Source organism: Mycobacteriales bacterium (assembly GCA_035690485.1).
Classification (GTDB): domain Bacteria; phylum Actinomycetota; class Actinomycetes; order JAFAQI01; family DASSKL01; genus DASSKL01.
In genome coordinates, this window is the sequence record DASSKL010000071.1 from 36,632 (window position 1) to 56,440 (window position 19,809).

Annotated in this window: 15 protein-coding genes; 7 read left to right on the forward strand and 8 right to left on the reverse strand. The window is 72.3% G+C overall.

Annotated features, from left to right (window positions below; all coding sequences use genetic code 11):
• Window positions 1-7: 7 nt before the first annotated feature.
• Entirely contained in the window at window positions 8-2,344 is a 2,337-nt protein-coding gene (locus tag VFJ21_10075) for a right-handed parallel beta-helix repeat-containing protein (GenBank protein HET7407465.1), read from the reverse strand.
• 164 nt (window positions 2,345-2,508) lie between these two features.
• Between VFJ21_10075 and VFJ21_10080 the strand changes: the two genes are divergently transcribed.
• Window positions 2,509-5,100 carry an alpha/beta hydrolase fold domain-containing protein gene (locus VFJ21_10080; protein HET7407466.1) on the forward strand — a complete coding sequence of 864 codons (2,592 nt, stop codon included), beginning with the start codon at window positions 2,509-2,511 and terminating at the stop codon, window positions 5,098-5,100.
• A 3-nt stretch (window positions 5,101-5,103) separates the two neighbouring features.
• Here VFJ21_10080 and VFJ21_10085 read toward each other — a convergent pair whose 3' ends face one another.
• Both VFJ21_10085 and VFJ21_10090 read right to left on the reverse strand, forming a co-directional pair.
• On the reverse strand, window positions 5,104-6,195 hold the full coding sequence (locus VFJ21_10085; GenBank protein HET7407467.1) for an SDR family oxidoreductase: 1,092 nt from the start codon (window positions 6,193-6,195) through the stop codon (window positions 5,104-5,106).
• Window positions 6,196-6,205: 10 nt separating this feature from the next.
• Window positions 6,206-7,129, reverse strand: a complete 924-nt coding sequence (locus tag VFJ21_10090; GenBank protein HET7407468.1) for an SMP-30/gluconolactonase/LRE family protein — start codon at window positions 7,127-7,129, stop codon at window positions 6,206-6,208.
• 169 nt (window positions 7,130-7,298) lie between these two features.
• Here VFJ21_10090 and VFJ21_10095 point away from each other — a divergent pair, with 169 nt between their 5' ends.
• Both VFJ21_10095 and VFJ21_10100 read left to right on the forward strand, forming a co-directional pair.
• On the forward strand, window positions 7,299-8,132 hold the full coding sequence (locus VFJ21_10095; GenBank protein HET7407469.1) for an enoyl-CoA hydratase-related protein: 834 nt from the start codon (window positions 7,299-7,301) through the stop codon (window positions 8,130-8,132).
• A gap of 15 nt (window positions 8,133-8,147) precedes the next feature.
• Complete coding sequence (locus VFJ21_10100) at window positions 8,148-9,869, forward strand: AMP-binding protein (GenBank protein ID HET7407470.1); 1,722 nt, start codon at window positions 8,148-8,150, stop codon at window positions 9,867-9,869.
• On the opposite strand, the gene VFJ21_10105 is transcribed toward VFJ21_10100, so the two are convergent.
• Window positions 9,866-10,678 carry a MerR family transcriptional regulator gene (locus VFJ21_10105; GenBank protein HET7407471.1) on the reverse strand — a complete coding sequence of 271 codons (813 nt, stop codon included), beginning with the start codon at window positions 10,676-10,678 and terminating at the stop codon, window positions 9,866-9,868. The two genes, VFJ21_10100 and VFJ21_10105, sit on opposite strands and share 4 nt — an antisense overlap.
• Before the next feature lie 102 nt (window positions 10,679-10,780).
• On the opposite strand from VFJ21_10105, the gene VFJ21_10110 reads away from it, so the two are divergent.
• The 4 genes from VFJ21_10110 (at window position 10,781) to VFJ21_10125 (ending at window position 15,410) form a co-directional block, all read left to right on the forward strand.
• On the forward strand, window positions 10,781-12,235 hold the full coding sequence (locus VFJ21_10110; protein ID HET7407472.1) for an MFS transporter: 1,455 nt from the start codon (window positions 10,781-10,783) through the stop codon (window positions 12,233-12,235).
• Window positions 12,236-12,276: 41 nt separating this feature from the next.
• Entirely contained in the window at window positions 12,277-12,951 is a 675-nt protein-coding gene (locus VFJ21_10115; protein HET7407473.1) for a PhzF family phenazine biosynthesis protein, read from the forward strand.
• A gap of 103 nt (window positions 12,952-13,054) precedes the next feature.
• Window positions 13,055-13,861: an enoyl-CoA hydratase-related protein gene (locus VFJ21_10120; protein HET7407474.1), complete on the forward strand. Its 807-nt coding sequence runs from the start codon at window positions 13,055-13,057 to the stop codon at window positions 13,859-13,861.
• A 73-nt stretch (window positions 13,862-13,934) separates the two neighbouring features.
• On the forward strand, window positions 13,935-15,410 hold the full coding sequence (locus tag VFJ21_10125; protein ID HET7407475.1) for an MFS transporter: 1,476 nt from the start codon (window positions 13,935-13,937) through the stop codon (window positions 15,408-15,410).
• A gap of 12 nt (window positions 15,411-15,422) precedes the next feature.
• Here VFJ21_10125 and VFJ21_10130 read toward each other — a convergent pair whose 3' ends face one another.
• From VFJ21_10130 to VFJ21_10145, 4 genes are all read right to left on the reverse strand, one after another.
• The gene (locus VFJ21_10130; protein ID HET7407476.1) at window positions 15,423-16,310 is read right to left on the reverse strand and encodes an oxaloacetate decarboxylase; all 888 of its coding nucleotides are present in this window, start codon (window positions 16,308-16,310) and stop codon (window positions 15,423-15,425) included.
• A 19-nt stretch (window positions 16,311-16,329) separates the two neighbouring features.
• Entirely contained in the window at window positions 16,330-16,959 is a 630-nt protein-coding gene (locus VFJ21_10135) for a DedA family protein (GenBank protein HET7407477.1), read from the reverse strand.
• Window positions 16,960-17,030: 71 nt separating this feature from the next.
• The gene (locus VFJ21_10140) at window positions 17,031-18,089 is read right to left on the reverse strand and encodes a DUF3048 domain-containing protein (protein HET7407478.1); all 1,059 of its coding nucleotides are present in this window, start codon (window positions 18,087-18,089) and stop codon (window positions 17,031-17,033) included.
• 70 nt (window positions 18,090-18,159) lie between these two features.
• Complete coding sequence (locus VFJ21_10145) at window positions 18,160-19,743, reverse strand: N,N-dimethylformamidase beta subunit family domain-containing protein (protein ID HET7407479.1); 1,584 nt, start codon at window positions 19,741-19,743, stop codon at window positions 18,160-18,162.
• Between the last annotated feature and the right edge of the window lie 66 nt (window positions 19,744-19,809).

The following is a 19,809-nucleotide window of genomic DNA, read 5'->3' on the forward strand; positions in this document are numbered from 1 at the left end:
TGCCGGCTCACGGGGGCAGCAGGACGTACTGGTCCCGGGAGCTCGTGGCGCTGGTGCCGGCCGGCGTGCGCACGACGACGTCGACCTGCCCGGGCACGAGGCCGGCCGGCGGGGTCGCGACGAGGTAGTTGGCCGACAGCACCCGCACGCCGTGCGCGCGGTGCGCGGCATCGGTGCCACCGAGGAAGACCTGCGTTTCCGGGCCGAAGCCGGAGCCGCTGACCAGCACCGGTTGCGAGGAGGCGCCGGCCGCGTAGTCGGGCCCGCCCGGGCCGACGCCGGTGACCTCGGGCCGCTGGGAGGTGACGAGGTCGCGGTAGGCCGGCTCCAGCCCGGCGTTCTTCAGCAGGGACTCCGGCAGGTCGCTCGGTCCCGGGTGGTCGGGCAGCACGTGCGGGTCGACGATGCGGATGTCGACGGGCGGGGGCGGGCAGATGTACGCCGGTGCCGGCTGCGCCCAGTAGTTGTGCTGCATGAGGATGTGGCCGACCGTGTTGCAGCCGCCGTGGGCGAACGCGTGCGCCTGGTACTCCGCGTTGGTGTCGTAGGTGACGTAGTCGCTGCCCTCGTCGTTGTAGTAGGTGAACTCCGCCCAGGTGGCCAGCAGCGCCACGTTGCCCCGGATCATCAGGCCCCGGGCCATCTGGGCGTCGGAGGTGCTCGTGGTCAGGAACGGGTCCGTTGCCGGGCCGGCCGGGTCGACCGGCCCCTGCGTGCCGTTGGTGTAGATCGCGCCACCGTCGGGCGTGGTCGTGAGGTAGTCGTAGATGAGGTTGTCGGCGATGAGGTTGTGACCGACGATCGACGGGTTGTCGGGGTTGAGGGTGTCGGTGTGCCAGCCGCCCCAGCCGAAGCTGATCGCCGTGTAGGGCGTGCGGGCGATCTGGTTGTGCGCGATGACCGTGTCGCGCGTGTAGCCGACCCAGATGCCGATCGCGCCGTGGTACTCCTGCGCGACGTCGTGGATCCAGTTGTCCTCGATGACGTCGCGCTCGTTGATCTCGCGGGCGTCGGCGTGCACCCACGACGGCAGCGGGTCGTCGGTGCTGCCGAGCTGGATGCCCGACCCGGAGGTGTCCCAGATCTCGTTGCCGCGGATCACGTCGTCCTTCGCGCCGTACGAGAAGTCGACCGCCGCGGCACCGACGTGCGCGAAGCGGTTGCGCTCGAGCAGTACGCCGCGGGCAGCGGTGAACTCCACCGTCGCGGGCGGCTTGGTCCAGGCGGCGAAGGGGCAGGTCCCGCGCGGGGTCGTGTACTGGCAGGTGCCCTGCGGCGGCCGTCCCGACGACGGGTCCGAGCCGGACGCGTTGACGCCGGTGAGCGTCATGTTGGCCTGCATCTCGGCGAAGCCGTCGTCACCGCTCGGTTGCCGCCACGTCGTGTAACCGAACGTCAGGCCACGGATCGTCAGGTGCTCGATCGGCCGGTCGAGCGACCCGTGCGCGTCGATGAGGGTCTGCAGGACGGGCAGCTCGACGTCCTGGCGGTTGGGGTCGACGCCTGCGGGCGGGTGGTAGTAGAGCCGGCCCGCCGGCTGGTCGAGGTACCACTGGCCGGTGGTCAACGGCTGCCAGACGTTCTCGATCGCACTCGGCGGGTTGGCCGCCGACAGCCCCTCGAAGCCGCCCATCGCGTTGTCGTCGGGATCGGTGCCCGCGACGAGCGTGTCGGGGATGTGCAGGTTGGACCAGCACGGCTGGCGCACCCGGACGGCCGCCCCGCCCGGCACCGCCGCGACCGAGGCGACGTCGCAGCGTGGCTCGGTCCAGAAGCCGTTGCCCATGCTGAAGACCAGCTCGACGTCTGAGGGGTTGCGCCACGCGAGGACGCCGGTGTCGGCGGTCAGGTAGCCGTCGGAGGTCTGGACCCACGCGCTGGGACCAGAGGACGTCCTGGCCAGCCGTTGCCCGTCGGCGTACAGCTCGCGGCTGACGAGGTTCTTCGGCACCGGCGCCGACCAGGTGCCGGTGGACGCGTCGGGGACCCAGCCGGTGACCTGCCGGCCGCCGGACAGCAGGGGGGCGGCGCCAGGAGCGTTCTCGTAGACGACCTCGTGTCCGTCGCGTCCGCCGTCGCGGGCGTCCATGGCCAGCGGTGCGGTCAGCCGGTAGGTGCCGCCGGTCAGCTCCACGGTGACGTCGCGCGTGCCGTCGAGCGTGCGCGCGAGCCGCTGCGCCTGCAGCAGCGAGCAGGGAACCTGGGCGCTGCACGCAGCGCCGGCCCCGGTCGGCGCGACCGTCAGCACCGCGGGCACACCGCTGTCGGCCCAGCTCGCAGCGCCCGCCGTTCCGGTGACGGCCAGCGCGGCCCCGACCAGCCATACCCAACCGTGCCGACGCATGTCCGGAACCCCTAACCTGACGCGGGCTTCAGGTGAAGGTAGGGGAACCGTCACCATCGCGCCAGGGAGGTCATTTCGGCCGATGGCCGGCGACCGGCCCGCCGATCCGGCGTATGGTCCAATCAGTATCTGAGACCTACGTCACATACCTCGTGGAGGGCCGTGTGATCCCGCAGCAAAACGACAACCGGACGCCCGATTTCGACGCCGTGGTGGTGGGGGCAGGGTTCTCCGGGCTCTATCTCCTGCACCGGCTGCGCACGCTCGGCTTCTCGGTGCGGGTCTTCGACGGCGCGGGCGACGTGGGCGGCACGTGGTACTGGAACCGCTACCCCGGGGCTCGCTGCGACATCCCGACGACCGACTACACCTACAGCTTCGACCCGGAGCTCGAGGATGCCTGGCAGTGGTCGGAGAAGTACGCCACCCAGCCAGAGATCCTCCGCTACCTGGGCTTCGTCGCGGACCGCTACGACCTGCGCCGCGACATCCAGTTCAACACGCGCATCGAGTCGGCCACGTGGGACGACGCGGCATCGCTCTGGCGGCTCACGACCGACCAGGGCAAGCACGTCACCTGCCGCTTCTACGTCATGGCCACGGGCTGCCTGTCGCTGCCGAAGGAAGTCGACATCGAGGGTGCCCCGTCGTTCGCAGGCGAGGTCTACTACACCGGTCGATGGCCGCACGAGCCGGTCGACTTCACCGGCAAGCGGGTGGCCGTCATCGGCACCGGCTCCTCGGGCATCCAGTCGATCCCGCTCATCGCGCAGCAGGCCGCACAGCTGACGGTGTTCCAGCGCACCCCCAACTTCTCTGTCCCGGCGCACAACGGCCCACAGCCGGCCGACCGCGTCGCTCAGATCAAGGCCGACCGGGCCGCCTACCGCGACGCCGCGAAGTGGTCACGTGGAGGCATCCCGACCGAGATCAGCGAGGTCAGCGGCCTGACCGCGCCCGACGACGTGGCGCGGGCCCGTTTCGACGAGGCGATCGCGCGCGGGGAGCTGTTCGCGATCCTGGGCGTCTTCAACGACCAGGGCGTGCACCTGCAGTCCAACGAGCGGGTCGCCGAGATGATCCGCGAGCGCATCCGCTCGATCGTAAAGGACCCGGAGACGGCCGAGACGCTGTGTCCCAAGGACCACCCCTTCGGCACCAAGCGGCCGTGTCTCGACACCAACTACTTCGAGACCTACAACCTGCCGCACGTGCGGCTGGTCGATCTGCGCAAGCACCCGATCAGCAAGATCACCCCGACCGGCATCGACACCGTCGACGAGTCGTTGGAGTTCGACGCGATCGTCTACGCCACGGGCTTCGACGCGATGACCGGCCCGATCGTCGCGGTCGACATCACCGGGCGCGACGGCGTGACCCTCAAGGAGAAGTGGGCCGACGGCCCGTCGACCTACCTCGGCCTCACGACCGTCGGCTTCCCGAACTTCTTCGCCATCACGGGCCCCGGCAGCCCTTCGGTGCTGTCCAACATGGCGGTCTCGATCGAGCAGCACGTCGACTGGGTCTCCGACGCCATCGCCTACCTGCGCGACCACCAGTTCACGACGATCGAGCCGACGCCGGGTGCAGAGGCCGGGTGGAACCAGCACAACGCCGACTGCGCGGCGATCACGCTGCACCCGACCGCCAACTCCTGGTACATGGGCGCCAACGTCCCGGGCAAGCCGCGCGTCTTCTACCCCTACATCGGCGGGGTCGACGCCTACCGCGGGGCCTGCGACGAGGTCGCCGCCAAGGACTACCTCGGCTTCAAGCTCACCGGCCCCGCCGGTGAGCAGTGCCACGACGGCGTCGTCCGCCGCGTCCAGCCCGACGTGCAGCTCGTCCTCGACATGATGGGCATGCTCGGGCTGCCGCCGCTCGAGTCCCTTCCGGTGCCGGACGCCCGCGCGTTCATGGAGCAGACCAACGCGATGCGAATGCCCGGGCCCGAGGTCGGCGAGATCGTCGACGGCCAGCTGCCCGGCGCCGCCGGCCCGCTCGACTTCCGGCTGTTCCGGCCGCCGACCCCCGGCGCGCACCCGGTCGTCGTCTACTTCCACGGCGGTGGCTGGGTGCTCGGCGACCACGTCTCCGACGAGCCGCTGTGCCGCGACCTGTGCGTGCGCACGGGCGCGGTCGTGGTCTCGGTCAACTACCGGCACGCGCCCGAGGACCGCTTCCCGGCCGCGGCCGACGACGCCTTCGCGGCCGTGCGCTGGGTCGCCGACAACGCGGTCGAGCTGGGGGGCATCCCCGGGCAGCTCGTGGTCGCCGGCTGGAGCGCCGGGGGCAACGTCGCCGCGGTCGCCTGCCAGCGAGCACGCGACGAGGGCGGCCCGGAGATCCTCGGCCAGCTGCTGCTGACGCCGGTCACCGACGAGGACATGACGCGCCCGTCGTACGTCGAGAATGCCGACGGCTACGTCCTGACCGCACCGCTGATGCAGTGGTTCTGGGACCACTACGCCGACCCGGCCGATCGCGCCGACCCGGTCGCGTCGCCGCTGCACGGCAAGCTCGAGGGGCTGCCGCCGGCCGTCATCGTCACGGCCGACTTCGACCCGCTGCGCGACAGCGGTGAGGCCTACGCCCAGGCGCTGTCGGCGGCCGGTGTGCCGGTGCAGCGCATCAGGGCGCGCGGCCACACGCACACGTCGCTGACCATGGTCGACGTGGTGATCTCCGGGGCGCCGGTGCGCGCCGAGATCGCCGGGGCGCTGCGGTCGATGCTCAAGGCGCCGGTGCCGGCCTGACGGTCAGCCGGCGCCGGGGAGCACGCGGCGGTCGATGAGCACCTGCAGCCAGTGGCAGAAGCTCTGCTCGGTGTCGTAGGTCGCGCAGAACCCTGCCTGCTTGATCTTCACCGTGCTGACGAACGCCGGCGGTGGTGCCTGCTCGGCACCGTAGGCGAAGCAGAAGTCGGCGTAGTGGTGCGACTCACCGAGCAGGTCGGCCATCGGCACCGGTCGCAGGCCCCGATCGCGGACGATCTCGTCCCACACCTGCGCGTGTGCCGGAAGGAACTCCGCGAGGCGCACCGGGTCGTCGGGCCCGGCCTCGACGCCGAGCACCTCGGCCATGGCCGGCCACAGGTCGCGCCAGGCGAACACCTCGCCGTTGGTGAGGTTGAAGTGCTGACCGGCCGCAGCCGGCGTCGTCGCGGCCCAGCGGATGGCGTCGGCCACCAGCCGGGTGTCGACCGCCTCCCACACGTAGGGCACGCCGCCGGGGAACCCGAACGGCTTGCCCAGCCTGGTGCAGATCGCGGCGTAGGCCCCGATGACCGGAGGCAGGTTCATCACCACGCCGTAGTTGGGCCCGACGATGAGCTGGGGCCGCATGATCGTCCAGTCGTAGCCGGCGCGGGCGGATTGCTCGCGGACGAAGTCCTCCTGCAGCCAGTAGAAGTTCTCGTGCTGGTCGCGGGGAAGACGTTCTCGCGCCGGCACCGGCATCGGGTGCAGGTGGATGCCGTAGGCCTTGGTGCCCTGCAGCAGCGTCACGTGTCGCAGGTCGGCCGCGACCTCGGCGAGCGGCTCCATGAGGTTGCGCAGCATCGCCAGGTTGGTGTCCATCTGCTCGCGCTGGGTCCAGCCCGGCACCAGGCCTGGCAGCTCGTGCACGGCTGTGTAGACGACGTGCGTCACCGCGCCGAGGTCGGCGGCGGCCGCGCGGCACGACGCCGTGTCTCTCAGGTCGAGGGACAGGTGGCGGAAGGGCTGGTCGCTGAACACCTCGGGCGTACGTCGCGACACCGCCACGACGTCCCACCCGTCATCGAGGAAGGCGTCGACGCACGCCGTTCCCACCAGGCCGCTGGCCCCCGCGACGAGAACGGTGCCGGCCATGGCCGCTCCTTCAGAAGTTGAGCCGGAGTCCTGGGCACGACCACTCGGTCGCGTAGAGCTTTCCACGGCCGGACGACGTGATGTAGGCCGTGCGCAGGTCGTCACCGCCGAAGCAGATGTTCGTGACGAACACGTCGTACTCCGGGACCTTGACGACCTCCTTGACCTTGCCGTCCGGGGTGATCGCGGTGATGGCCCCGGTCAGCAGGGTGGCGACGCAGACGTTGCCCTCGCTGTCGACGGCGAGCGAGTCGAGCAGCTGGAACCCCTCGAACGAGTGCAGCAAGGTCGCGCCCGCCGGTGTGTAGAGCTGGGTGCCGGGCTTGAGCACCCCGGGCCCCTCGACCTCCCACTGCCAGACCCGCCCGGTCATGGTCTCCGCGACGTAGAGGCGGGTGCCGTCGGGGGACAGCCCTACGCCGTTGGGGTGGTCGAGCGGGAAGACGATCTCGCGAATCGACGAGCCGTCGGGCAGCGCGTAGTAGAGCGCGCCCCGGTCCACCTCGCGGTCGCGGGTCTTGCCCAGGTCGGTGAAGTAGAAGCCGCCCTCGGCGTCGAACACGATGTCGTTGGGCCCGCGCAGGCCGCGGCCGTCGCACTCGGTGTAGAGGTCCTCGACCGTGCCCGTAGCCGGGTCGACCTTCTGGATGCGCCCGCCGATGTAGTCGGGCGGCTGCGGCCCGGGTGCGGTGATGCCGTCCACCTCGAACCACACGAACCCGCCGTTGTTGCAGACGTAGATCGCGCCGTCGGGACCGACGGCCGCGCCGTTCGGCCCGCCGCCGCAGTCGGCGAACCGCTCGATGCTGCCGTCGGGCGAGACGCGGGCGAGAGTGCCGCCCTGGATCTCCACCACGACCACCGACCCGTCGGGCATGGCGATCGGTCCCTCCGGGAAGCGCAGCCCGGAAGTGACCTCGCGCAGCTCGGGCACGGATTTCTCCTTTCCACGGCGCGGATCCGGAGGCGTGGACCGGTCGTGACGGGTACCTCCGAAGACGGCGACCATCGCACTACTTGACGTTGACGTCAAATACAGGTTTGTTGGGAGATCGGGTCCGGGGCGGTGGTGTCGCGGCCACTGGCAGGAGGTGTCGCAGGACATGGTCGAGACGGTGGCGGCGGCGTTCGAGACGCTGATCCTCGACGTGGCCGACTCGATCGCGACGATCACGCTCAACCGGCCCGAGCGCATGAACGCCTACACGGCGTTGATGGGACGCGAGCTGGCGGCCGCCATGCGGCGGTGCGACGAGGACGACGAGGTGCGTGCCGTCGTCGTCACCGGCGCCGGCCGGGCGTTCTGCGCGGGGCTCGACCTCGACTCCGGCGGCGACGCGTTCTCGCCCGACTCGCTCAAGCAGCACGAGCAGGGCCGCGGTGAGGGGCGCTCGCCGATCGACGTGCGCAAGCCGGTCATCGCCGCGATGAACGGCCACGCGGTCGGCATCGGGCTCACCATCGCCATGCAGTGCGACATCCGCATCGCCGCTGAGGAGGGCAAGTACGGCTTCGTCTTCGTCTCCCGCGGGATCGTGCCGGAGAACAACTCCAACTGGATCCTGCCGCGGGTGGTCGGCAGCGCGGTCGCCGCGGAGCTCATGCTGACCGGCCGCATCTTCTCCGGCGCCGAGGCGGCGGCGCTCGGGGTCGCCGGTCGCGCGCTGCCGTCGGCCGAGGTGCTCCCGGCCGCGCGGGCACTCGCCGAGCAGATCCGCGACAACACCGCACCCGTGTCGGTCGCGCTGACCAAGCAGCTGCTGTGGCACGCGATGGAGAGCACCCGGCTGCAGAGCCTGGCCGCCGAGCGGGCCTTGCTGGGCTGGGTCGGTGCACAGCCCGACGCCACCGAAGGGGTGCTGTCTTTCGCCGAGAAGCGGCCACCGAAGTGGTCGTTGCGGGTGTCCACCGACATGCCGGACTGGCCCGCCACCTGAGCCGTCGGAGGACCCATGGCACGCACGCGAGACCAGCTCGTCCAGGAGCTCACCGCACCGGGCGGCCCGTTCGAGATCGTCGAGAAGCCGGTGCGCGGCGTCCCCCTGCGGGTCTACACGATGCCGCCGCGCACGCTGCGCGACGTCGTCATGTCGATGGAGCAGCACGCCGACCGCGACTACCTCGTCTACCGCGGTGAGCGCTGGACCTTCGGCGACGGGCTGCGGATCATCGCCGGCCTGGCCACCCACCTGCGCGAGCAGTACGGCGTACGGCGGGGCGACCGGGTCGCCATCGCGATGCGCAACTATCCCGAGTGGCCGTTCGCGTTCTGGGCCTGCCAGGTGCTCGGCGCGGTCGCCGTACCCCTCAACGCCTGGTGGACCGGACCGGAGCTGGCCTACGCGCTGGGCGACTCCGGGGCCGTCGCGCTGTTCGCCGACGGGGAGCGGGTCGAGCGGCTGCAGCCCGAGCGCGCCGGTCTGCCACAGCTGCGCCACGTCGTCTGCGTCCGCGGTGACACGGCCCACAGCGACACCCACCCGTGGCAGGACGTGCTCGATGCGCTGGACCCGGGCGCGACGTTGCCCGACCCGGACATCGACACCGACGACGACGCCACGATCATGTACACCTCCGGCACGACCGGCGTGCCGAAGGGTGCCGTCGCCACCCACCGCAACCACTGCACCAACCTGCTCAACACCGCTTTGCTCGGCGCCGTGAACGCCGTGCTCGCCGCGCCCGACGGTGCCGCTCCGCAGGCGCCGGCGGCGCCGGCCCAGCCGGCGTCGCTGCAGACGTTCCCGCTGTTCCACATCGGCGGGCTGACGGGGCTCTACGTCAACACCGCGTTCGGCGGCAAGATCGTGCTGCAGTACAAGTGGGACACCGCGGAGGCGCTCGATCTCATCGAGCAGGAGGGCATCACCGGCCTCGCGCTGGTGCCGACCCTGCTGCGCCGGCTGCTGGAGTCACCGGAGATCGAGAAGCGTGACCTGTCGACGCTGGGCGGCATCTCGTCGGGCGGTGCACCGGTGCCCGCCGACCTGATCACCCGCATCGAGTCCGACTTCGAGCGCAAGGTCGCCCCCGCCAACGGCTACGGGCTCACCGAGACGACCTCGGCGGTCATCGTCAACGCGGCCGACATGTACTTCGCGCACCCCGACAGCATCGGGCGCCCGGTGCCCGGCACCGACGTCCGGGTCGTGGAGCCGGGCGGCGACGACGTGCCCACCGGCGAGGTGGGCGAGCTCTGGGTGCGCGGCCCCAACGTGGTGCGCGGCTACTGGAACAAGCCCGAGGCGACGGCCGAGGCCTTCACCGACGGGTGGTTCCACACCGGCGACCTGGGCTACGTCGACGCCGACGGCTTCGTCTACGTCGTCGACCGGCTCAAGGACGTCGTCCTGCGCGGCGGCGAGAACGTCTACTGCGCCGAGGTCGAGGCGGTGCTCTACCAGCACCCCGCGGTCTACGACGCCGCCGTCATCGGCGTGCCGCACCCGAGCCTCGGCGAGGAGGTCGCCGCGGTGGTGCAGCCGCGCCCGGGCAGCGACCTCGGCGCCGACGAGGTCCGGCGTTACGCGGCGCAGCACCTGGCGGCGTTCAAGGTGCCCGTGCACGTCTTCGTGCAGCGCGAGGACCTGCCTCGCAACGCCGCCGGCAAGGTGCTCAAGCGCGAGCTGCGGGAGCGGGTGACGCAGCCGGCGGGGCTGACGCCCGGCGCCTAGCCCGTCACCGGCCAGCAGACCTCGGTGGTGTGCGCGAGCAGGTCGTCCGGGTCGCCGGTCGGCAGGTAGTACTCCCGGATCGGCCCCGCCGCGCCGGTCGCCCGCTCGAGCACCCAGGTGCCGAGCGTGCCGTAGGTCCGGTCGAGATCGCCGAACGGCCCGTCGTGCACGAGCACCGCGACGTCGACGCCCGGCACCTCGGCGTACGTCACGCGCGGCGGCAGGGCCGACGCCGGCGCCGCGTCGACCGGGACGAACACGACCACGTCTCCCTCCTCGTCCTCGAAGAACTCGCGCGGGAACAATGCGCCGTCGGGACCGCTGCGCGTCGCCGCACTGCCGGCCAGAGTCCGGTGCAGCAGGGTGAACGCCTCCATCCACCACGCCACGGCCTGCTCCGCCGGCACGTGCTCGGCGACCATCAGCGCCGGGGTCGCCGGGAGGTGGCGCCGCTGCACCCGCTCGTCGTCGCGCGGCTGCTCCAGCAGCGAGCGCAGCGACGCGACGGTCTGCTGGGTCTCCTGCAGACGCTCCTCCATCCGGCGCAGGTGCGCGACGAGTGCGGCATCGCGCCGGGACGGGTCCGGCGCCTGCACGATCTCGCGCACGTCGTCGAGCGGCATGCCCAGGTCGCGCAGCCGCCGGATCATCTGGGCGGTGCCGACCTGGTCGGGCGTGTAGAACCGGTAGCCGGTCGACGCGTCGATCTCGGCCGGGTCGAGCACGCCGACGTCGTGGTAGTGCCGCAACGCCTTGACGCTGAGATAGGTCATCCGCGAGAAGTCGCCGATCGACAGCTTGGTCGTCATGGGCACACGGTGGACTCTCCCGTAGGGGGAGGGTCAAGTGCGCGCGACGCCGCGAGATTCGCTGCTTGACTCTCCCGTTGGGGGAGGCCCGACAACGGCTGCATGACAGACATCGCTCCCGTGGCCACCCGCGTCACCGCTCCCCGCACGGTTACCGGCAGGCTCGCCGACCTGCGCGCCAGCCGCTGGCTGCCGCTCCCGGTGCTGCTCGCCGGCACCTGCCTCATCGTCCTCGACTTCTTCATCGTCAACGTCGCGATGCCGGCGCTGCAGCGCGAGCTGCACGCGGGCACGTCCGCGCTCGAGTGGGTCGTCGCCGGCTACGGCCTGACATTCGCGGTGTTCCTGCTCGCCGCCGGTCGGCTCGGCGACCGCATCGGTCGCCGGCGGATGTTCGGTCTCGGCGTCGGGGTGTTCACCGCCGCGTCGCTGGCGTGCGGCCTGGCCCCGTCGGCCGAGGTGCTCGTGCTGGCCCGGCTGGTGCAGGGCCTCGGCGGCGCGATGATCTCGCCCACGGTCCTCGCCCTTCTCGGGACGTTGTACGACGGAGCCGATCGCGCCAAGGCGATCGGCGCCTACGCCACGGTCATGGGCGTCGCGGCCGCCGGCGGCCAGCTGGTCGGTGGCGTGCTGCTGCACGTCGACCTCGCCGGCCTCGGCTGGCGCACGGTATTCCTCATCAACGTGCCGGTCGGCGTGCTCGTGCTGGCGCTGCTGCGCAGCAGCGTGCCGGCCTCGCGGCCCACGGCGCGGGTGAGAGTCGACGTGGTCGGCCTGCTGCTCGCGACCCTGGCGCTGACCGCGCTGGTCTTTCCGCTCGTCGACGACCCGGCGCGCGGCTGGCCGGTCTGGTCGTTCGTCTCGCTCGCGGCGGCACCGCTGCTGGGCGCGGACTTCCTGCTCTGGCAGCGCCGGCTGGTGCGCCGCGGCGGGTCCCCGCTGCTGGTGCCGGCGTGGTTCCGCGAGCGGCACTTCAGCATCGGCATGGTCACGCAGTTCGCGTTCTGGTGCGGGCAGGCGTCGTACTTCCTCGTGCTCGCGCTCTACCTCCAGCTCGGCCGGGGGTTGACGGCGCTGCAGGCCGGTGCGGTCTTCTCGGTCCTGGCTGCGGCGTACCTCCTCGCCTCGATGCGGTCAGCCACGCTCGTCGCGCGGTTCGGTCGCGCGGTCGTCGTCGACGGCGCCCTGGCGCTGGCGCTGGGCCACGTCGCCACCGTGCTCGCCGTCGCCGAGGCCGGCGGCTCGGTGCTTGCGCTCGTGCCCGGCCTGCTGCTCGCCGGCGCCGGCATGGGCCTGTGCCTGGCGCCGATCACCACGATCGTGCTGACGAGCATCGACCCCGCCCGCGCCGGGGCGGTGGGCGGGCTGCTGTCGACGATGCAGCAGATCGGCAACGCCGTCGGCGTGGCCGTCATCGGCCTGGTGTTCTTCGGCAGCGCCGACCAGGGCTACCCGCACGCGTTCGCGCTCAGCACCGGCCTGCTCGCGATCCTGCTGTGCGGCGTCGCGGGTTGCGCGCGGCTGCTGCCCGGCGACCAGGGGCGCGACGGCGCGTGAGGTGCGCTAATACGGTTGCCGGCGCTCGGCAGGATGGCGGCATGAGCGATCCGTCGACCGTCCACATCCTGCGCGTCTTCACCGACGTCGACGGGCGCCACGGCAATGCGCTCGGCGTGGTGCTCGACACCGCGGGCATGCCCGACGACCGGTGTCAGGAGATCGCCCGAGATCTGGCGTTCAGCGAGACCGTCTTCGTCGACGACCCCGCCCGCGGGGCGTGCCGCATCTTCACGCCGGCCGTGCAGCTGCCGTTCGCCGGCCACCCGATGGTCGGCACCGCCTGGCTGCTCGCGCACGAGGGAGGCGGCCCCGACAATCTGCGTCCGCCGGCCGGCGCCGTGCGTTACGGCCACGACGGCGACGACTGGTGGGTGCAGGCGCAGGTCGCCTGGTGCCCGGCCTGGGGGTTGCGTCAGCTGGCTTCCGCGGCGGAGGTGCTCGCGGCCGCCGCCCCCACCGACCACGCTCACGACCTCGTGTGGGCGTGGGCCGACCGCGCCGAAGGCGCGGTGCGCGCCCGGGTCTTCGCCGCCGACCTCGGCGTGGTCGAGGACGAGGCCACCGGTTCCGCCGCCATCCCCCTCGCGGCGCACCTCGGGCGTCGCATCGTCATCACCCAGGGCGTGGGCTCGCGGCTGGTCGCCGAGCCGACCGGCGACGGATCGGCGCGGGTCGCCGGCCGCGTCGTGCTCGACGGCCAGCGGGTTCTCTGAGCCCGACGTCTACGCCGCCCCGACGTGGCCGCCGACGAACGCGGTCGGGAGACTGGCCGTCAGGTGGCTCGGCCGTGGGGGCCGGCCGGATCGGAGGCACCCGGTGAGCACTGTCCGCGTCGAGCGCGAGCGGCCCGAGATCGCGGTCGTCACCCTGGACCGACCCGACCGGCTCAACGCGATGAACCACGACCTGGTGTCGGACCTGCACGCGGCCCTCGACGAGCTCGCCGCGGACCTGACCTGCCGGGTGGTCATCCTCACCGGTGCCGGACGGGGGTTCTGCGCCGGGCTGGACCTGAAGGGGGCCGGGCAGGCACCGCACACCGAGGGGCTCGGCCGCGCCGCCGCCGGGATGCGCTCGCAGCAGCACATCGCGGCGCTCGTGCCGCGGCTGCGGTCGATGCCGCAACCGGTCATCGCCGCGGTCAACGGCGCGGCCGCCGGCGGCGGGCTGGCGCTCGCCCTCGCCTCCGACGTACGCATCGCGTCGGCCTCGGCGAAGTTCAACGTCGCCTTCGTGCGCATCGGGTTGTCCGGCTGCGACATCGGGGTCAGCTGGCTGCTGCCCCGGCTGATCGGGGCGACCCGCGCCTTCGAGCTCATGCTGACCGGGCGGATCATCGACGCGGCGGAGGCCGACCGGATCGGTCTGGTCGTCCGCGTCGTCGCCGACGACGAGCTGATGGGCGCGGCGATGCAGACCGCCGAGCTGATCTGCGCCAACTCGCCGTTCGGAATCTGGATGACCAAAGAGGTCATGTGGTCCAACCTGGAGACGCCCAGCCTGCACGCCGGCATCGACCTCGAGAACCGCACGCAGATCCTGTCGTCGTTCACCGAGGACATGCAGGAGGCGCTGGCGGCGTTCCGCGACAAGCGCCCACCCCGCTTCGGCGGGATGGGCTGAACCGGACAGGTCGGTGCCGCGGAATGGGGGCGCCGGGTCCGGAGTTGTCGGCGGGGAGCGATAGGGAGGGCCGGTGAGCCTGAGCGCACCGCAACGGCACGTCCCCGACGGGATGATCCTGGCGCTGGTCTGCGCCGCGCAGTTCATGGTCGTGCTCGACGTGTCGGTGGTCAACGTCGCGCTGCCCTCCATCGGGCGCGAGCTGCACTACACCGCCGGCGGCCTGCAGTGGGTCGTCAACGCCTATGTCCTGACATTCGCCGGTTTCCTGCTGCTCGGAGGCCGCATCGCCGACCTGTTCGGGCGCCGCCGCGTCTTCATCGGCGGCCTCGCGCTGTTCTCGATCGCGAGCCTGCTCGGCGGGCTGGCCCAGACGTCGACCGAGCTGACGATCGCCCGCGCCGTGCAGGGCGTCGGCGGTGCGGTGCTCTCGCCCGCCACCCTCACCGTGATCATGACGACGTTCGCCGAGGGCAAGGCCCGACACCGCGCGCTCGGCATGTGGAGCGCGGTGGCGGGCGCCGGCGGCGCGTTCGGCGGCATCATCGGCGGCGTCCTCACCAACTACCTCAGCTGGCGCTGGGTGCTGTTCGTCAACGTCCCGATCGGCGCCGCTGCGGTCGTCGCCGCGGTCGCCCTGCTCACCGAGACCCGCCGGAGGGAGGCGACGCGCGACATCGACGTCAGCGGTGCGGTCCTCGCGACCGTCGGCCTGGCCACCGTCGTCTACGCGATCGTCGGCACGACGACCCACCCGTGGGGCTCGGCGCGCACGATCGCGCTGCTGGCCGTCGGCATCGTGCTCCTCGGTGCCTTCCTGTTCAGCCAGGCCCGGCTGGCCAAGGCGCCGCTCATGCCACTGTCGCTGTTCCGCTCGCGGTCGGTGTCCGGCGCCAACGCGGTGATGCTGCTGTCGGGCATCGCGTTCTTCTCGATGTGGTACTTCCTGTCGCTCTACCTCCAGGACGTGCTCGGCTACGGCCCGCTGAAGGCCGGGCTGCTGTTCCTGCCGATGAGCGGCGCGATCATCATCGGCGCGCAGACCAGCGCGCGCCTCGTCACCCGAGTGGGAGTGCGCCCGGTGCTCACCACCGGCCTGCTACTGGCCACCGGCGGGTTCGTCTGGCTGGCCGAGCTCGGCGCCGCCAGCGGCTACGTCTCCGGCGTGCTGGGCGGCAGCCTGCTCACCAGCCTCGGCATGGGGCTGTCGTTCACCCCGCTCGCCACCGCCGCGACGGCCGGGGTGCCGATGCACCAGGCCGGACTGGCCTCCGGCGTCCTCAACACCTCGCGGCAGGTCGGCGGCTCGCTGGGCCTCGCGATCCTCGCCACCATCGCCACCGACCGCACGCACGCGCTGCTCAGCGGAGCGCACACCGGCACCGGGGCCGCGCTCACCGCCGGCTACGACCGGGCGTTCCTGGCTGCCGCGGTGGTCATGCTGGTGGCGGCCGCGGTGGCGGCGCTGGCGATCCCGGCCCTTCGGCGTACGCCGGAGGAGGAGGTCCGCACCGCGGTCGGCACCCCGACCCCGGTGCTCACCGACTGACCGAGGCCCGTCCTACGAGCCGAACCGCTGCTCGAGGTCGCGCACCTCGGTCATCCCGATGAAGTCGGCGAACTCCTGCAGCGAGGGCAGCCCGTCGAGCGCGCCCGCGGGGGTGCCGTCGGCGCGCAGGGTCGCCAGCAGGCGGCGCATGCCGGCCGTCGCCGCGAGCAGCGTCCCGACCGGGAAGATCACCAGTCGGTAGCCCAGCTCGGTCAGCCGCGCCAGCGGCACGGGAGGCGTGCGGCCGCCTTCGGCCCAGTTGAACAGCAGCGGCACGCCGCGCAGGGTCGCCGCGATCGCCTCGACCTCGGCCTCGTCCTGCGGTGCCTCGACGAACAGCATGTCGGCGCCCGCCTCGGCGTAGGCCGCGGCCCGGCGCAGCGCACTCTCGAGCCCCTCCGGCGCGCGCGCGTCGGTGCGGGCGATGAGCAGGAAGTCGGGGTTGGTGCGGGCCGCGACCGCCGCGCGGATCTTGGCGACCATGTCCTCCTGCGGCACCACGGCCTTGCCGGCGAGGTGCCCGCATCGCTTGGGCATCACCTGGTCCTCCAGGTGGATGCCGGCGACGCCCGCCTGCTCGTAGTCGCGGACCGTGCGGATGACGTTGATCGGGTTGCCGTAGCCGGTGTCCGCGTCGGCGACGACCGGTACGCCGACCGCACCGGCGATCGCGCGGGCGTTGTCGACCATCTCGCTTCCGGTGAGCAGGCCGATGTCCGGCCGGCCGAGCCGGGCGGCCGCGGTGCCGAACCCGGTCATGTAGACGCAGTCGAACCCGGCCGCCTCGACCAGCCGCGCCGACAGCGCGTCGTAGGCGCCGGGTGCGAGGACCGGCGACTCGGACGCGAGCAGCTCGCGGAGCCGGCCGGCGGGCGCCCGGGGCTGCAGCAGGGCGGACATCGCTGCAGACCGTAACCCGTCAGCGTCCCGGCCGGAGCCGCCGGTGCAGCCGGTAGCCCGCGAACGCCAGCACCGCCACCGCGATCGCGACCCCGACGTAGACCTCGTCGTGGCGGAACGACCGGTAAAGGCTGTCGATGTGGCTTCCCGCGACGTAGCCGACGGTGAGCCAGACCGCGACCCAGAGCACGGCGCCGATCACGTTGAAGACGATGAAGCGGCGCCAGTGCATCTTGGCGATGCCGGCCACGATGCCGTTGGCCTGCCGCAGCCCCTCGACGAACCGGGCGATCGTCACGACCTTGCCGCCGTGCCGGGTGAAGAACTGCTCGGCCTTGTCGAGTCGCTTCTCGGTGAGGAACACCCGCCGGCCCCACCGCAGGACGAGCTGGCGCCCGCCGAAGTGACCGATCGCGAAGCCGACGTTGTCGCCGGCGATCGCCGCGAGTGTGGCGACTACGCCGAGCACCACGATGTCGAGCCGGCCGGCGCCCGCGTAGACCGCCGCCGCGATGAGGATGGTCTCGCCCGGCACCGGGACGCCGAAGTCCTCGAGGAACAGGAACAGCGCCACCGCGCCGTAGCCGTAGTGGTTCAGCGTCGGGGCCAGGGAGGCGAAGACGCCGGGAAGATGTGGCGAGCCGGTCACCGCGGAAGACCAGGCCGGGGCACGCACACGGCGTTGGTCGTGCCCAGGCCCCGTGGGGCCATGCCCGAATGCTACGAGAAGGCGGGCGCGTGCGGCTTGGGCAGCAGCTCGATCCAGGTGCGGCCCGGGTGCAGGGGCAGCGGGTGACCCGCGGCATCGACGATGACCATCGGCCGTGCGACCGTCGGTCGCTGCCACGTGCCCTGCTGCACCTGGCCGTCGCGCAGCAGCCAGCAGGTGCCGCTGCCGATGACGACCGGCAGCGGGTCTTCGTTGCCGGCGGCGTCGGTGATGCCGGTGCCGGCGGTCGCGACCGAGAGGATCACGATGTTGTCGGCCGTTACGCGGCTGCCGTCGACGAGGACGTCGGGGGAGCCGTCCTGGGTGCGCAGCCAGTGCCCACCCGACCAGGTCCAGGCGGCGCTCGACATCGGTGAGAACGCCATCGTCACGTGACCGGCGGGCGTGCCGGCGCCGGGCGTCGCCGAGTAGCTGAACAGCCGTGGCGGGGCGGGCATCGTCGGGCGCTGCGCATGCCCGGCTGCCCACAGCGACGCGGTCGAGGTGAAGACGTTGTGTGGCGCGTAGCGGCCGTGCGCCCGGTAGTAGAGGCTCGGGTGGTCGTCGAAGCCCAGCAGCAGCGACGTCGAGTGGTCGATGACCGGTGCGATCTCGCCGGCCGCCGCGCCCGAGTAGCCGAAGTAGCCGCCGTTCAGCTCGCGCAGCAGGTCGGCGTCGACCGGCCGGGCGGAGCGCACGGGGCCGACCGCGGACGCACCGGTCGACTGGTAGGTCGCGAGCAGCCTCGTCAGCCCGCCCTCGACCAGCGCCTCGGTCACGATGTCGGCCTGGTTGACTCCCGCCTGCGGCAGCGCGGACGCGATGTTGTCGATCTTGATCGAGAGGGCGGGCCGGGCGATCGACGCAGGGTCGGCGGCGGGCAGCCCGGTCAGTGGTGAGACCGGCCGCGGGCTCGGCGTCGCCGACGGCGGCGCGGGCGGCGACGGGGTCTGCAGGGTGACCGTGTGCGCGGCGGGTTTGGTGCCACCTGCACAGCCGGCCAATGCGGCCACGCCGAGGGCGCCGACGGCGAGGAGCACGCTGGAGCGGCCGAGGGGTTTTGCTGCCACGAATCGCACGGTAGGCCGGTCCGTCCGGTTTCCGGCGTCGCCATGCCGACAGTCACCCGAACGGCCAGGGTCAACCCGCCGACGGGCCCTGGACGCGGCTCACGTTGTCGACCGCCGGGTGCTGCTCGCCGGCGGGTCCGGCCGCAAACGCCCGGAGCAGGTTGGCCGTGACGACCCGGATCACCACCTGTGCCCGCTTGTCGCCGCGCCCCTGGGTGCAGATGTCATCGAGCGCGCACACCCACGAGCTGGTGCCGCTGTCGAAGACGCCGGCGCCGCTGCCCGTCGTGTAGTAGGCCGACTCCTGCGCATCCGACTGTCCCCGGCACTGGACCGGCGAGTGGAAGAGCACCTCGATCGGTCGCGGCGTCTGCGGGCGGCTCAGGTCGACCCGGTCGTACTCCGAGCCGACGAGACCCGGCAGCTGCTCGCCGTCCCGCGCACCGGTCCCGGCGAACAGCCAGCTCGACGCGTCGGCCACGACCAGCGGGTCGTCGACCGGGTTGCACTGGTAGGTGACGCCGGTCAGCGACGTCTCCGGGTCGTCGAGCGGCGGCGCGCGCCAGTTGACCGTGACCTGCTTGTCGTCGACGCCGTCGAGCGGGTCCTCGCTGGCGGACTTGTAGTCGATGATCAGGCGGTCGGGCCCGAGCGGCCCGTCGCCGAACCGGATGTGCCGGTAGATCGCGTTGGCACCGAGGAACGCGACGTTCGTGCCCCGGTCGCGGGCCGCCGTGACCGACGCGCGCATCGCGCTGGACCAGTACTCGTCGTGCCCGAGTGACAGCACCGCGGCCGCCCCGTCGAGCAGCGTCGGGTCGCGGTCGAGGTCGATGCTGGTCGCGTAGGCGAGCGGCAGCCCCAGCTTCTCGGCCAGGGCGAGGGCGGGCAGCTCGTTGCCCAGGAAGTCGCCGGACCCGGCCCCTTCGGCGTACGGCCGGTCGAAGCTCACGATCCGCGCGCGGTCGGCGTAGCCCGACAGGCCGCTCCGGCCGTGGTAGAGGCTGTAGCCGCCCCAGGCGTTGTAGGCCTGCCACGTCGTCACCGCGTTCACGATCACGACCGCGTGGTCGGGCGGGTGCACCGCCCGGACCGTGAGCGGCACGAACCACTGCTTGCCGGAGTCGGCGTCGAGCCGCAGCAGGTAGTCGCCCGGCGGCCAGCCGTCCGTCGGCACCTGCATCGACGGCTGCCAGGGAGCGGTGACGGTGTGATTCATCGGGTCGACCCGGGCCGGCAGCTGGTGCACGCCGTGCTGGGGCGGCGATACCCAGACCTCGCGCGCCTCGTCGCCGGCGTACCACCCCATCCGGTACGCGCGTACGACGTAGCCGGTCGAGCTTGTCGACACGTAGAGCGTCACGGGGTGACCGGTGACCACGCTGGTGTGGTCGGCGTAGGCCTCGATCTCGTGGTCGGTGGCGGCATCGTGGATCTGCCAGTCGGCGGTGCCGGGCTTGGCGTTCTCGGTCGCGACGCTCCAGGGCGCCATGTCCGTCGGCGCGGTCGTCGACGGCGTCGCGGCCGGTGGCGTCGCTCGCGGGGTCGCCTGCACGGCGCAACCGCCGATCGCGGCTGCGGCGAGAACGGGAACGGCGGCGCGGCGCAGGGTCGACCACCCCGGTCGGACCCGCCCCGGGGAGGACGTCGTCACGGCGTCCCCAGCGTAGGCGGGGTCTTGCCGGATGCCTTAGGTTGCCTCCAGGTGACCAGGGGAGGG

Coding starts and splice junctions, on each gene's coding strand:
- VFJ21_10130 (HET7407476.1), bottom strand. CDS start 16,310: ATGTCCGCCCTGCTGCAGCCCCGGGCGCCCGCCGGCCGGCTCCGCGAG.
- VFJ21_10095 (HET7407469.1), top strand. CDS start 7,299: ATGGTCGAGACGGTGGCGGCGGCGTTCGAGACGCTGATCCTCGACGTG.
- VFJ21_10075 (HET7407465.1), bottom strand. CDS start 2,344: ATGCGTCGGCACGGTTGGGTATGGCTGGTCGGGGCCGCGCTGGCCGTC.
- VFJ21_10105 (HET7407471.1), bottom strand. CDS start 10,678: ATGACGACCAAGCTGTCGATCGGCGACTTCTCGCGGATGACCTATCTC.
- VFJ21_10110 (HET7407472.1), top strand. CDS start 10,781: ATGACAGACATCGCTCCCGTGGCCACCCGCGTCACCGCTCCCCGCACG.
- VFJ21_10100 (HET7407470.1), top strand. CDS start 8,148: ATGGCACGCACGCGAGACCAGCTCGTCCAGGAGCTCACCGCACCGGGC.
- VFJ21_10115 (HET7407473.1), top strand. CDS start 12,277: ATGAGCGATCCGTCGACCGTCCACATCCTGCGCGTCTTCACCGACGTC.
- VFJ21_10085 (HET7407467.1), bottom strand. CDS start 6,195: ATGGCCGGCACCGTTCTCGTCGCGGGGGCCAGCGGCCTGGTGGGAACG.